This is a genomic window from Anoxybacillus sp. FSL W8-0104 (genome assembly GCF_038004465.1).
GTDB lineage: Bacteria > Bacillota > Bacilli > Bacillales > Anoxybacillaceae > Anoxybacillus > Anoxybacillus flavithermus_G.
Map to the genome: position 1 here is coordinate 544,649 of NZ_JBBOQU010000001.1, position 13,957 is coordinate 558,605.

Sequence of the window (13,957 nt, forward strand, 5' to 3'; positions counted from 1 at the left end):
CTCCATAAAAAAAGAAAGATTGACAACAAGGAGGCCCATTATGGAATTTGTAGCGATTAGTGCGCTCCTCGTCATCGGAGGACTTACATATACATATGTGCATCGAAAACGTTTATATAAACAAATTGACGAATTAGAACAATGGAAAATTTCCTTGATGAATCGACCTGTGCCAGAGGAACTGTCTAAAATTAAGTCGTTAAATATGATGGGGGAAACAGAGCAGCTGTTTGAAAAATGGCGAAATGAGTGGGACGATATTGTTGCTGTTCAGCTTCCGAATATAGAGGAAAAGTTGTTCGACATTGAGGAAGCGGTTGTCAAATACCGATTTATGAAAGCAAAAGAGGCGTTACGTCAAACGGAGCAACAACTACGAGAAATTGAAGGGAACATTCAACGTATTTTATTAGAGTTGCAAGAATTAGTCGGAAGCGAAGAGAAAAATCGAGAAGAAATTGAGCAACTGAAGGAAAAGTATCGTCAAGTAAAAAAAGCGATGCTTACTCAACGTCATGCATTTGGTTGCACAGAAGTTGCGCTTGAGGAGCGATTAAATGCTCTTCAAAACCAATTCCAGACATTTGAACAGTTAACAACGGAAGGGAATTATTTGGCTGCTCGCGAAGTCGTAGTGGTTATTCAAAACGAGCTACATGAATTGAACCGTTTTATTGAACAAATTCCGCTTTTATTAAGCGACGCACAAATTGAAATCCCTGCGCAACTCGACAACATTGTCGAGGGATATCGTGAACTGTTAGAAAAAGGGTATGTGCTTGACCATCTTCCGGTGGAAAAAGAAGTGGAAGCGATCCGTGGAAAAGTATCGGAAGTGCTTGCGTTGTTAGAAACACTTGCTGTAGATGAAGCAGAAAAACTGCTTCGTGAGGTGCAAGAAGATGTGGACACGCTGTACGATTTGTTAGAGAAAGAAGTATATGCAGAACGTTTTGTCCATGAAGAAACGGAGAAAATTGAACAAACGCTTTACGATTTGGAAGAAGAAACGAAAGAAACGCGTGATGAAACATTATTTGTGCAACAAAGCTATCATTTATCGCAAAGCGACTTAGATAAATATCGACAAATCGAGAAGCAAGTACAACAACTAATGAAACGTTTTATGCTCATCCAAACGAAGATGGCCGAGGAGCGTTTAGCTTACTCGCTTATTCGTGAAGAGCTTGAAGAAATTTTAGCGCAAATTGCTACAGTAAAAGAGAAGCATGCCCAGTTTCGCGAGCATTTATATGCGTTACGCAAAGACGAGCTAGCGGCGCGCGAAAAGTTAGCAGAAATGAAAAAACAATTGTCTGAAGCGATTCGACTCGTGAAAAAAAGCAAACTTCCTGGGTTGCCAGAATCTTATATGTTGCAAGTAAGCGAGGCGCGTGAAAGTTTAACGCGCGTATCGCTTACGCTAGATGGGAAACCGTTAAATATGGAAGCTGTTCATCAAGCGTTGGATGAGGCAACTGTTTCCGTGCAAAACGTATATGATCAAACGAAAGAAATGATTGAGCAAGCTCAATTAGCGGAGAGTGTGATTCAATACGGCAACCGCTATCGTCGCCGTTTTCATGCGGTAAATGCGGGATTAGAGGAAGCGGAACAACTATTCCGACGATACGAATACGAACTGGCGTTACAAAAAGCCATCGCTGCGGTAGAACAAGTCGAAGAAGGGGCGTTCGAACGCATCCGCCAGTGGCTAAAAGAAAACGAGTGAAAGGATGTCCTTTCACTCGTTTTTAACTTACTTTTCTTTCGGTACGTGTGACACGATTTGTTTTGTTTAGTAATAAACCGATGACCCCGCCAATGAGTGCTGGTGTAAGCCAGCCGATCCCTTGTTCAAAGAGCGGCAATGTTTTTTCGTATACATGTAAGATGGACGATACATCAAATCCTGCTGCCTTCAGTCCGTCAACGATGCTGACGAGAAACGTACCAGCGAGCGCCCCGATGTAAACGGTTTGTTTTCCCCTGAAATAGTCATGGAGAAACGATAGGGCGACGAGGGTAATGGCTAATGGATAAATAATAATAAGCACAGGAACGGATAACGAAATGAGTTTCGTTAAACCGACATTTGCGGTGAATGCGCTAAAGCAGCTCATAACAATGGCGAGCATTCGATAGGAAAGCTTTGGCGAAATTTTCGAAAAATAACTTGCGCAAGAAGATAATAAACCAACTGATGTCGTTAAGCACGCAAGCATAATGATGATCGATAAAATGATTGTACCCGCTTGACCGAATAAATAGGTCGCTGTTTGACTAATGATTTCGCCGCCGTTATTGCGATAACCGATCGCTTGTACGCTCGATGCTCCAATAAAAGCGAGCGATACATACACGAGCGTTAATCCAGAAGCAGCCACGAACCCGGCCTGAATACAAAGCTTCGTTAATTGTTTTTTATTTGTAATTCCTTTTTGTTGAATGGCTTGAATGACGATGATACCAAAAACGAGTGCTGCGATGGCATCCATCGTTAAGTACCCGTCAACAAACCCTTTAAAAAATGGGGCGTCTGTATATGCATCCGTTGGCGGTTGAATGTCTCCCATAGGCGTCCATATGCTTTTGACAAAAAATAAAGTAAGACCGATGAGTAAAAGAGGTGTTAACAACTTGCCAATTCGGTCAACTAATTTCGAAGGGTTTAACGCTAACCAAAGGGATATGCTAAAATAAACAACAGTATACACCGCTAACATGACGGATCGATCGACAGTTTCAGGTAAAAATGGTGTCACACCAATTTCAAATGATGCCGTACCTGTTCGTGGAATACCAAAAAACGGACCGATGGCTAAATACATAACGATTGTAAAGATGATACCAAATACTGGATGTGCTCGGCTAGCTAATTGTTGCAAGTCGTTCCCTGTTCTTGCAATCGCGATTACTGCTAAAACTGGCAATCCGACACCGGTAATTAAAAAACCTGCGATGGCAAGCCACATGTTTTCCCCTGCTGCTTGCCCGAGAGCTGGAGGGAAAATCATGTTACCAGCGCCAAAAAATAAAGCAAATAACATAAAACCGACAGCTATTAAATCTTTTTTCGACATGCTGATCCTCCTTTGTTTTCTCCGTACCAGCATATATACTACCATACAAAATAAAAATTTTGTCGTTTTTATCAAAAGTTTCAATCTTTAAAATATTCTTGTATGAGTAAAATGTTTGTGGGAGAAAAAAAGACAGGTTCCTGATTTGGTATAATAAGGAACCTGTCAGATATGTAAGCAAAATAGATGAAAAACGGGCTCTCCTCCTGGTAAGGTAGTAAGTGCGAAAAAAAATACAACCAAAGAAAGGAGTGGAGCCCATGCAGGATTATATCACAAACGGCTTGACATTAAAAGAGATCGAACAGTCTTTATTTAGACATATGCAAAAACAATATGGTCATCTCCTTCAACAGGTGTTGGAGGAGATCGACCGCACATTGGCAGAACAGCGGGACAAGAAACGATATGCGCTCAAAGATAAGCGGACGATCCGACTCCAAACGCTATTTGGAGAGGTGGAAGTGAAGCGAAACTACTACTTTGACCGTGAAAAAAAGGTGTATACGTCTTTACTCGATGTCTTTCTCCAGTTCGATGGGGCGCATGGAGTGAGTCCGCTATTAGAGGAGACAGCGATTCATCTCGCCGTGACGGGTTCTTCGTATCGACAGGCTGCGCAGTCGCTTGAAAAGCTGGTGGGGTATGCATGTATGAGTCACGAAACGATTCGCCAGTCCATCATCGAGGCAGAGGTGGAAGGGCACCGTGCGATGGAGAAAAAAGGGCGCGTGTTTTTTATCGAAGCAGACGGGTTGTACGTGAAACGTCAACGAAGCCGCATCAAAGGAAAAGAAGAAAAGATCATCACGATTCACCAAGGATGGGAGAAAAACGGGAAACGCGTATCCTTAGTGAATCGACGGTATATGGTTCATCAAACGAATGAACCGATTTGGGAAGCTGTAGAGAATTTTCTGATGAAGGAATACAGCTATGATCCGTTTGAGGATTGGGTGGTCATCAATGGAGATGGAGCCCCATGGATTACAGCGTGTCGAGAATATTTCGGGGACAGGGGGTACTTTCAGCTTGATCGGTTCCATGTGGCAAGAGAGATTCGTCAATTGTTCCGAGGTCATGCGAGATATCGGGTGATTCGAAAGAAGTTAGCATCATGGGATGAAGAAGGTGTGTTACGAGAACTCACAAGTGCCATCGGTACGTTAGAACATGAGGAGAAGGAAAAGCAACTCGAGGCGCTTGTTCGTCGAATCGAGGAGATGCCAGGATGTTTGCGTGACTATCGCGTATGGTTGAAGGAAAAAGGGATTGACACGACAAACATGAGGGCGATGGGGAGTGCGGAAGGAACGATGCATGTGTTTGCGAAACGAAGTAAAAACGGTCGAAGTTGGAGGGATGCAGGGATTGAAGCGATGTTGCGAGCGATCGTCGCGATAAAAGATACGTTACTCATTCGGACACGCGATGGAGTGATGTATGGCGCGGAAGAACGAGAAGAAACGAAACGAGAAACGATCGTGAAAAAGGCACTGAAGCGCGTGCAAACGCAAATGACAGAAGTGGTACGAGATAACATCCCATACCTTCGCCAATCTTCAGGGACACCGATTTACGAGGCATTGCAAGCATTGAAAGGTTTTTAAAACGAGAGAAAACGCACATACCTACAGGATGAGAGTAAGTAAAAGCGCTTACATATAACGATTTTATAAAACCATATATAACCAAAAAAATCGGTCGAGAAAAAAATCTCCCACAAAGTCTTGACTCAAACATTTAGAAGAACAAAATCATTTAAAGAAGAGGATATGATGTAAGATGGATATGAAAGGACAAAAACTTATTCGGCTTACGTTGTCGTATGCAGTCGTTTTGGTGATGACGATCATTATCGTCTATCCGCTTCTTTGGGTCATCGGCTCGTCATTTAACCCAGGACAAAGTTTATCTGGGTCAAAAATGATTCCAGATAACGCAACGATTGCCCATTATAAAAAGCTGTTTGATACGTCGCAAAGCGACTATCTCATTTGGTATTGGAACTCGTTAAAAATTGCGACATTGACGATGATTTTTTCCGTTATTTTAGTCAGTTTAACAGCGTATTCGTTTTCGCGTTATCGCTTTATCGGACGCCAAAACGGATTGATGACGTTTTTAATTTTGCAGATGATCCCAAACTTTGCGGCGCTTATTGCGATTTTCATTTTAGCGCTTTTAACGGGATTAGTTGATACGCATTTAGGGTTAATTCTCGTGTATGTCGGCGGAGCGATTCCAATGAATACGTGGTTAATGAAAGGATATTTAGATACGATTCCGAAAGAGCTTGATGAGTCAGCGAAGATTGACGGAGCTGGGCATTTGCGCATTTTCTTCCAAATCGTTTTGCCGCTTGCGAAGCCAATTATTGCGGTTGTGGCGCTCTTTACGTTTATCGGTCCGTTTGGCGATTTCATTTTAGCGAGCGTGTTGCTTCGCAGCAAAGAAAAATATACGCTTGCGGTTGGATTGTACGATTTAGTTGCAAAGCAGTTCGGCAGCGAATTTACGACGTTTGCGGCAGGTTCTGTATTAATTGCGGTGCCGATCGCTATTCTCTTCCTTTCATTCCAAAAGTATTTCGTTTCTGGCTTAACGGCAGGTGGAACAAAAGGATGAGAAACGAAAGGAAAGAATCGTTTAGGTTCTTTCCTTTCTTACTATTTCGAGATATATTAACACAAGATGCTTTGGAATGAATGGAGAGTGAAATGAAATGAAACGTGTATTTCGCGCGCTACTTATTTTTGTTTTGTTGTTGTCCGTGACGGCGCCAGTAAGTGCGAAAACAGAGCGCACATGGCAAGATGAACGTATTTATTTTATTATGGTTGACCGCTTTAATAATGGAGATCCGAAAAATGACTACGACGTCGATGTGCACGACCCGAAAGCGTATCACGGTGGCGACTTGCAAGGGGTTATTGACAAGCTCGATTACATAAAGGACATGGGCTTTACAGCTATTTGGCTTACCCCCATTTTTGCGAACGAAAAAGGCGGCTACCACGGCTATTGGATTGAAGATTTTTATAAAGTGGAAGAACATTTTGGTACGCTCGATGATTTCAAACGGCTTGTAAAAGAAGCGCATAAGCGCGATATGAAAGTCATTTTAGATTTCGTTGTCAATCATACAGGCTACAACCACCCGTGGCTAAATGATCCGACGAAAAAAGATTGGTTTCATGAGAAAAAAGACATTTTCAATTGGGCCGATCAACAGGAAGTTGAAAACGGCTGGCTGTTTGGCCTTCCTGATTTAGCGCAAGAAAATCCGGAAGTGAAAGCGTATTTATTTGACGTGGCGAAATGGTGGATTCAAGAAACGGATATTGACGGATATCGGCTAGATACGGTTAAACATGTACCGAAATGGTTTTGGGAAGAGTTTGCTAAAGAAGTGAAGTCAGTGAAACAAGACTTTTTCCTTCTTGGAGAAGTATGGCATGACGATCCGCGTTATGTAGCGGAATATGGGAAGCACGGAATTGATGCATTAATTGATTTTCCGTTTTATAAAGAAGCATCAGCCATTTTTTCAAACGTCGATCAATCGCTTGAACCACTTTACAACGTATGGAAGCGAAACGAGGCGTTTTATGACCGTCCATATTTGCTTGGGACGTTTTTAGATAATCATGATACGGTTCGTTTTACACGTTTAGCCTTGCAAAATCGCATCAATCCGGTGACGCGTTTAAAACTTGGACTGACGTATTTGTTTAGTGCCCCAGGCATTCCGATTATGTATTACGGAACGGAAATCGCGCTTGATGGCGGAGAAGATCCGGATAATCGACGTTTAATGAATTTCCGTACTGATAAAGAGCTCATTGATTATGTGACAAAGCTTGGTGAATTGCGTGAAAAATTGCCGTCGCTTCGCCGAGGTGATTTTGAATTGCTTTATGAAAAAGACGGCATGGCACTTTTTAAACGAACGTACGAAAACGAAACAACAGTGATCGCGATTAACAATACGTCAAAAACACAAAAAGTAACGCTCGATGACGAATTGGAACAAGGAAAAGAATTGCGTGGGTTGCTTGCGGGAGATTTAGTGCGCAGCAAAGACGGCAAGTATGATATCATTTTAGATCGTGAAACGGCGGAAATTTACGTGTTGGCGCCAAAAACAGGATTAAACATTCCGTTTATTGCGGCGCTTGTAGCGGTATATACGGCATTCGGTCTATTTTTATACTTCGCGCGCAAACGAAAAGCGTAATGATGGGGGAGGAGAGAGTATGTTAGAAGATACAAGTTTTGCGATTCGACCGATTGATCAGTTGGACGAAAAAGAAGTGTGGCAACCGCTTGGTGATGTACAAAAAATTGAAGGAAAAAAGCAAATATTTGCATTCACATGCGAGAACGCGTCGGGTAAAATTCATTTTTACCGCGACGATATCGTTCGGATCACGATCGATCCATTTGCTCAAAAGTACGCTTCCGTTAGTCCAGCAGTCGTGGCAGCGCCAGAGAAAGTGACGATGCATGTGCAGGAAGTGGAAAATGGTTGGGAGCTGAAGACGAATGCGTTGACGGTCGTGATCGAACGACGCCCGTTTCGTATAACGGTTTATGATCGAGAAGGGAAGGTGCTTGTACGCGATGTCGAGCCGGTTCGTTTTCAAGCGAAAGGGCGTATGCGCTGTGCACACGCCCTCGCTCCGACCGATGTCGTATATGGATTAGGTGAAAAGACAGGAGTGTTAAATAAACGCGGAGCGGTATGGAAGATGTGGAATACAGATGTGTATGCTCCGCACAATTTAGAAACGGACCCGCTGTACCAGTCGCATCCGTATATGATGGTGTTAAAAGACGGACATGCACACGGCGTCTTTTTCGATCATACGTATGAAACGACGTTTGACTTGCGGCATGAATCGTTTTATACGTTCACGTCAGAAGGCGGTGCCCTCGACTATTACGTGTTTGCCGGCCCGCACCCAAAAGATGTGTTAGGGCAGTATACGCATCTCGTTGGTCGCATGCCGCTGCCGCCAAAGTGGGCGCTCGGTTATCACCAGTCGCGCTATAGTTATGAAACGGAGCAAGAAGTGCGTGAATTAATTGACACATTTCGCAAAAAACATATTCCGCTCGATGCGGTATATTTAGATATTCATTATATGGACGAATATCGTGTATTTACGTTCGATCAAAATCGGTTTCCACATCCGAAATCGCTCGTTCAATATGCGAGTGAACAAGGGGTTCGCATCGTTCCGATCGTTGATCCGGGCGTGAAAGTAGATGCAGAGTACGATACGTATCGCGATGGCGTGCAAAAAGATTATTTTTGTAAATATGCAGACGGAACGTTGTTTAAAGGAGACGTTTGGCCGGGGACGAGCGTGTTTCCTGACTTTTTGAAGAAAAAAGTGCGCAAATGGTGGGGCGAACAACATGCGTTTTACACGAGCATCGGCATTGAAGGCATTTGGAATGATATGAATGAGCCGTCTGTGTTTAACGAAACGAAAACGATGGACGATCAAGTCGTTCATGACGGATGGAAAACGCATCGTCAAGTGCATAACATATACGGAATGATGATGACGGAAGCGACGTACAACGGATTGAAAAAACAACTGAAAGGGAAGCGTCCGTTTGTGTTAACGCGCGCCGGTTTTTCGGGCATTCACCGATATGCTGCTGTGTGGACAGGAGACAACCGCAGTTTTTGGGAACATCTTGAACTATCTTTGCCGATGTGTTTAAATTTAGGATTATCTGCCGTTGCATTTTGTGGGGCGGATGTGGGCGGCTTCGCTCATGATGCTCATGGGGGATTGCTTGTTCGTTGGACGCAAGTCGGCGCTTTTTTCCCATATTTCCGCAATCATTGTGCGATTGGTTTCGCCCGTCAAGAACCGTGGGCGTTCGGTGAAACATATGAACAGATGGTGAAGCGATATATTGAGTTGCGCTACGAGTGGCTCCCACATTTGTACACGTTATGTTTTGAAGCATATCAAACAGGTGTGCCGATGATGCGTCCGCTCATGTTAGAATATCCGGACGATGCTGAGACGTGGAACATATCAGATCAATTTATGGTCGGCAATGAAGTCATGATCGCGCCGGTTATGCGTCCGCATACGTTCCATCGCCTCGTCTATTTTCCGAAAGGGCGTTGGATCGATTATTGGACGAAAGAAAAATTTGAAGGCGGCAGACGATATATTGTCGAAGCGCCGCTTGATCGGTTGCCGATATTTGTAAAAGAAGGGGCGATGATTGCCCGTGCCGAAGCAAAACAATCGACGTCCATTGCGGACGAACAGTTGACGTTGTATGTGTATACGATGGAAGAAGGAATATCATCATATACGTTATACGATGATGACGGCACAACGTTTGCATACGAAAAAGGAGAGTATGTGAACATGCATATTCGTGCGACGTTTTCGGACGATGCGGTTCATTTTGAGATAGAACGGGAAGGTGCGTACAAACCACCTTGGCAATTGCGTGTCGTATTTGTTGGCGATGTACCGTCTACAATTGTTGTTAATGGAGAACGATGTATCATCGATGAGGCGACAAACACGTTTGTTTTGTAAGAGATGGGGGATTTTTATGACAGTAACGATTAAAGATGTAGCGAAACGAGCGAACGTGGCACCATCGACTGTTTCACGCGTCATTGCTGACAGTCCGCGCATTAGTGAAAAGACGAAGAAAAAAGTGCGCGAAGCGATGAAAGAGCTCGGCTATCATCCGAATTTTATCGCCCGCAGTTTAGCAAATAAATCGACGCAAGTGATCGGCTTAATTATGCCAAGCTCAGCCGATAAAGCGTTTCAAAACCCGTTTTTCCCAGAAGTCATTCGCGGCATTAGCAAAGCGGTGCATGATCGGCAATATGCGTTGCAGTTGTCGACAGGGGAGACGGAAGCGGAAATTTATGAAGGCGTCGTCCATATGGTGCAAGGAAAACGCGTCGATGGGGTGATTTTGCTGTATTCGCGAGCGAACGATAAAATTATGGCGTATTTACAAAAAGAAGACGTGCCGTTTGTCGTCATCGGTAAACCGCATAAAAAAGCGGAGCAAATTACGCACGTGGATAACGATAACGTTCGCGCTGCGCGCGAGGCGACGGAATATTTAATTGAGCTCGGTCATGAACGCATCGCTTTTGTCGGAGGAAATGTAAATCTCATCGTGACGATGGATCGTTTGCTCGGATATGAAAAAGCATTGAAATCGGCTAGTCTTCCGTATCGAAAAGATTACATCGTGCATGAAGAATTTTTAAAAGAAGGCGGCCAAGAGGCGATGAAAGGGTTGCTTTCATTGAAAGAACCGCCGACTGCGCTCGTTGTCGCCGACGATTTAATGGCGCTTGGAGTATTAAATACGCTTGCGGAAATGGGGCTAAGCGTACCAGCCGATTTGTCGATCGTGAGCTTTAACAACGTACTTTTATCAGAAATTTCCCGTCCGCCATTAACATCGGTAGACATTAACATTTTCCAGCTCGGCTTTGAAGCAGCAAGAAATTTAATTCAACAAATCGAAAACCCGAATGAGCCAATTAAACGCATCATTATTCCGCATACGCTCGTCAAACGGTTTTCGTGCGATTATTACAAAGCATCTTCTGAATAGGAAGGTGCTCTTTTTTTATAAACAGGCTAGGCGAGAAGAAAAAAATGGTGTATTATATTCTTAACATTCACGCTCTTTGAAAAAATATATACGATGAGCAAGTACGGTGCATACGTCCGTATGCTTAAAAGGGAAGAACGGTGCAAAGCCGTCGCGGTACCCGCCACTGTGATGGGGAGTTTCGTTGCAATATGCCACTGATTTTTGGGAAGGCGCAACGAAATGATGAACCTAAGCCAGGAGACCTGCCTGCTTGCGATACGTCGGCTGCCTACGGGAATATAGGTGGACGTGCGGAGACGATGGAAAGCAACGGTTGTGAATATATGATTGTTTGAATCTTTCGTTTTTTCTGCACCTCTACCTAGAGGTGCTTTTTTATTTTGAAAAAAGGGGCGACATATATGGCAACATGGAATTTACAAGGAACGACACATCACGTGCTTATTTGCAACGGAGGAAGCTGCATGAGAAAAGGAGGGGAAGAGGTGACGCAAGCGATTCGCGATGAAATTGATCGGTTGCAGTTACATGGGCGCGTTCATACGACGCGTACACGATGCAACGGTCGCTGCGAAGATGCATGTGTCGTCATCGTTTATCCAGAAGGTGTTTGGTATCGTACGATTGATGAACAAATAGGGAGAGACATTGTACGCAATCATGTACGTGACGGGAACATATTGCGCGATTACGTCACGTATACGTATGAACATACAGGATTTGTTATGCCCGAACATAGCGTTGCGACAAGGGGGAAAGAAAAATGAAGCGAAACGCATGGTGGATCGTTTGTACATGCTTGACTGTCTACGTTTTATTTGCGCTTTCACCTTCAGTATATGCGATGCACATTATGGAAGGATTTTTACCTTGGCATTGGGCGCTCGTTTGGTGGTTGTTATTTTTGCCATTTTTCTTCGTCGGTTTACGGACGATGACGCGCATCGTAAAACAACAGCCGGAAATGAAAATGTTGCTTGCGCTAGCGACCGCATTTACATTCGTTCTTTCCGCTTTAAAAATTCCATCTGTCACAGGAAGCAGCTCGCATCCGACAGGGACAGGCCTCGGTGCGCTGTTATTTGGGCCGTTCGTCATGACGGTCATCGGTACGGCTGTGTTAATGTTTCAAGCATTATTGCTTGCGCATGGTGGATTGACAACGCTCGGTGCAAATGCGTTTTCGATGGCGGTTATCGGTCCGTTTGTAGCGTACGTGTCGTTTGTTGCATGCCAAAAGCTTCGCATTTCGATGCGCCTTTCTGTTTTTGTGGCGGCGATGTTTGCCAATTTAGCTACGTATGTGATGACATCGATACAACTTGCGCTGGCATTTCCAGACGCAACAGGCGGGGTATGGGGGGCGTTCTTAAAGTTTGCTTCCATTTTTGCTGTCACTCAAATACCGCTTGCAATTACCGAAGGGCTTCTGACTGTTGTTGTATGGAATTTTTTACATACGTACACGAAACAAGAATTAAGTATATTGCAACAGAAAGGGGCGTCTGCTAAATGAACAATCGACTATTGCTTTTCCTTGCCGCACTTTTGATCGTTTTGCCGCTCGTCGTTGTAAAACATACGGAGTTTGCTGGGGCGGATGCGCTTGCGGAGGAGATGATTCAACAACTTGCGCCCAATTATGAACCGTGGTTCGATGTGTTTTTTGAACCGCCCGGCGGGGAAGTAGAAACGTTGCTATTTTCATTGCAGGCGGCAATTGGAGCGGGAGTGATTGGCTACATTATCGGTTTATATAGAGGGCGAAAACGAAATGGTTAGCTGGCTTGACGAATGGGCGTATCGCAATCAGCTTTCGAAACTTCGGGCGACATTTAAACTGACATTTTCATTTATTTTGCTTATATGGGCGATGATTGGAACGAATGCTGGTCGTTTTTTCATTGTTGGATGGATGCTTACTTGGCTTATTGTTTATGCACGCTTACCATGGCATGTTTGTTTGCGTGTTTGTTTGCTTATGGCGCTCGTTATTCTTTGGAGTAGCGCACCGCTCCTTTTTTCACTTGATGGTGCTGTTGTGGACGTTTCATATGTAGGTACGATTTGGTTACGAGCGTTTACATGCTCGCTCGTTCTCTTTTTTCTTGCCGCAACAACGCCATTTTTTCGCTTGGCATGCGCACTACAAACATTGCGCATCCCGCGTGTACTAATAGAGCTTCTATTGTTAACGTATCGTTTCATTTTCATGTTGGAAAAGGCAGCAAGGGAGCTGTTTGTTACGGTGCGCGTGAGACAAGGAGAACGAAATTGGCGGATCGCTTCACTTGCCGTTGCACAATTGTTACGCCACACATTGCATCAATATGAGGCGATGGTCATTGCGCAACGAGCGCGCCACGTCTCTTTTACAGTTCCGCGGTGCACGGACGAGCAATTGCCAAAAAGGTATGTCATTGAAGCATCGCTTGGCATCGTTGTTTTACTCATCGTGGAGGGATTATATGTTGCAGTTTCATGATGTTCACTATACGTATCGAAACGGTGCGCACGTCTTAAAAGGAGTATCACTTACGATCGAACGCGGAAAAAAATATGCGTTGATCGGAAAAAACGGTTGTGGAAAAACAACATGGTTGCTTCATACAAACGGCATTTATCGCCCAACAAAAGGGGAGGTGTATTGGGAAGGAAAACGTGTAAAGGAACATTTACGTCAACATGTCGGCGTCGTTTTTCAAAATCCAGAACATCAATTTTTAGCACCAACGATTGAGGAAGAGCTTGCGCTTAGTTTGCAAGGGAATAGCGAACGGATCGAACGAGCGATAAAAACATTTTCGCTTGCTGAATGGCGAGACGTGCCCATTCATCATCTCAGTCTCGGACAAAAAAAGTGGTTGTCGCTCGCTGTAGCGATGGCCTCTCAACCGGAGTTGCTTATTGTCGATGAGCCAGCTGCTTATTTAGATGCTGCACAGAGCGAGCGCCTTATCATGAAACTAAATGAGTGGCACGAAGCAGGTACGACGCTCGTTGTCATCACTCATGATTTTGATTTCGTATGGCAATGGGCAGACGAAGTGTTTGTTATGGATGACGGTCGCATCGTTTTGCACGGTACACCTGCGTTTATATTTTCACAAGCGGATATTTTTCACCAGCTTCGTTTGCCGCTTCCTCTTCTTTTACGCATATGGATGAAGGAAAATAAGACGTGTACAGAACAACAACTGTTTGAATGGATCGAACGATGGAAAAAGGGGTGA

Annotated in this window: 12 protein-coding genes and 1 riboswitch; of the genes, 11 read left to right on the forward strand and 1 reads right to left on the reverse strand. The window is 44.1% G+C overall.

Translation table 11 applies throughout. From position 1 onward, the window contains the following. Positions 1 to 40 precede the first annotated feature (40 nt). On the forward strand, positions 41 to 1,732 hold the full coding sequence (gene ezrA / locus NST18_RS02985) for a septation ring formation regulator EzrA (RefSeq protein ID WP_128356582.1): 1,692 nt from the start codon (positions 41 to 43) through the stop codon (positions 1,730 to 1,732). Between the two features lie 22 nt (positions 1,733 to 1,754). On the opposite strand, the gene brnQ is transcribed toward ezrA, so the two are convergent. Next, positions 1,755 to 3,083 (reverse strand): branched-chain amino acid transport system II carrier protein, encoded by a 1,329-nt coding sequence (gene brnQ, locus NST18_RS02990; RefSeq protein WP_004889014.1) that lies wholly within the window; start codon positions 3,081 to 3,083, stop codon positions 1,755 to 1,757. A gap of 260 nt (positions 3,084 to 3,343) precedes the next feature. Here brnQ and NST18_RS02995 point away from each other — a divergent pair, with 260 nt between their 5' ends. The 10 genes from NST18_RS02995 to NST18_RS03040 all read left to right on the forward strand — a co-directional run bounded on the left by NST18_RS02995 (position 3,344) and on the right by NST18_RS03040 (position 13,957). Next, positions 3,344 to 4,693 carry an ISLre2 family transposase gene (locus NST18_RS02995; RefSeq protein ID WP_064214294.1) on the forward strand — a complete coding sequence of 450 codons (1,350 nt, stop codon included), beginning with the start codon at positions 3,344 to 3,346 and terminating at the stop codon, positions 4,691 to 4,693. A gap of 175 nt (positions 4,694 to 4,868) precedes the next feature. Beyond that, positions 4,869 to 5,711 carry a sugar ABC transporter permease gene (locus NST18_RS03000; protein ID WP_088223470.1) on the forward strand — a complete coding sequence of 281 codons (843 nt, stop codon included), beginning with the start codon at positions 4,869 to 4,871 and terminating at the stop codon, positions 5,709 to 5,711. A 97-nt stretch (positions 5,712 to 5,808) separates the two neighbouring features. Then, positions 5,809 to 7,323: an alpha-amylase family glycosyl hydrolase gene (locus NST18_RS03005; RefSeq protein WP_128356571.1), complete on the forward strand. Its 1,515-nt coding sequence runs from the start codon at positions 5,809 to 5,811 to the stop codon at positions 7,321 to 7,323. A gap of 19 nt (positions 7,324 to 7,342) precedes the next feature. Beyond that, positions 7,343 to 9,670, forward strand: coding sequence for a glycoside hydrolase family 31 protein (locus tag NST18_RS03010; protein ID WP_004891958.1), 2,328 nt, complete (start codon positions 7,343 to 7,345; stop codon positions 9,668 to 9,670). Between the two features lie 16 nt (positions 9,671 to 9,686). Further along, positions 9,687 to 10,721: a LacI family DNA-binding transcriptional regulator gene (locus NST18_RS03015; protein ID WP_004891954.1), complete on the forward strand. Its 1,035-nt coding sequence runs from the start codon at positions 9,687 to 9,689 to the stop codon at positions 10,719 to 10,721. An 86-nt stretch (positions 10,722 to 10,807) separates the two neighbouring features. Continuing rightward, positions 10,808 to 10,988: riboswitch (cobalamin riboswitch) on the forward strand. A gap of 137 nt (positions 10,989 to 11,125) precedes the next feature. Next, positions 11,126 to 11,491 (forward strand): (2Fe-2S) ferredoxin domain-containing protein, encoded by a 366-nt coding sequence (locus NST18_RS03020; protein ID WP_003395475.1) that lies wholly within the window; start codon positions 11,126 to 11,128, stop codon positions 11,489 to 11,491. After that, positions 11,488 to 12,240 (forward strand): energy-coupling factor ABC transporter permease, encoded by a 753-nt coding sequence (locus NST18_RS03025; RefSeq protein WP_004891951.1) that lies wholly within the window; start codon positions 11,488 to 11,490, stop codon positions 12,238 to 12,240. Before NST18_RS03020 ends, NST18_RS03025 begins: the two co-directional genes overlap by 4 nt. Beyond that, the gene (locus NST18_RS03030; RefSeq protein WP_004891947.1) at positions 12,237 to 12,506 is read left to right on the forward strand and encodes an energy-coupling factor ABC transporter substrate-binding protein; all 270 of its coding nucleotides are present in this window, start codon (positions 12,237 to 12,239) and stop codon (positions 12,504 to 12,506) included. The genes NST18_RS03025 and NST18_RS03030 overlap by 4 nt, the downstream gene beginning before the upstream one ends. Continuing rightward, entirely contained in the window at positions 12,499 to 13,209 is a 711-nt protein-coding gene (locus NST18_RS03035; RefSeq protein ID WP_004891944.1) for a CbiQ family ECF transporter T component, read from the forward strand. Before NST18_RS03030 ends, NST18_RS03035 begins: the two co-directional genes overlap by 8 nt. Continuing rightward, complete coding sequence (locus NST18_RS03040; RefSeq protein ID WP_004891941.1) at positions 13,193 to 13,957, forward strand: energy-coupling factor ABC transporter ATP-binding protein; 765 nt, start codon at positions 13,193 to 13,195, stop codon at positions 13,955 to 13,957. The genes NST18_RS03035 and NST18_RS03040 overlap by 17 nt, the downstream gene beginning before the upstream one ends.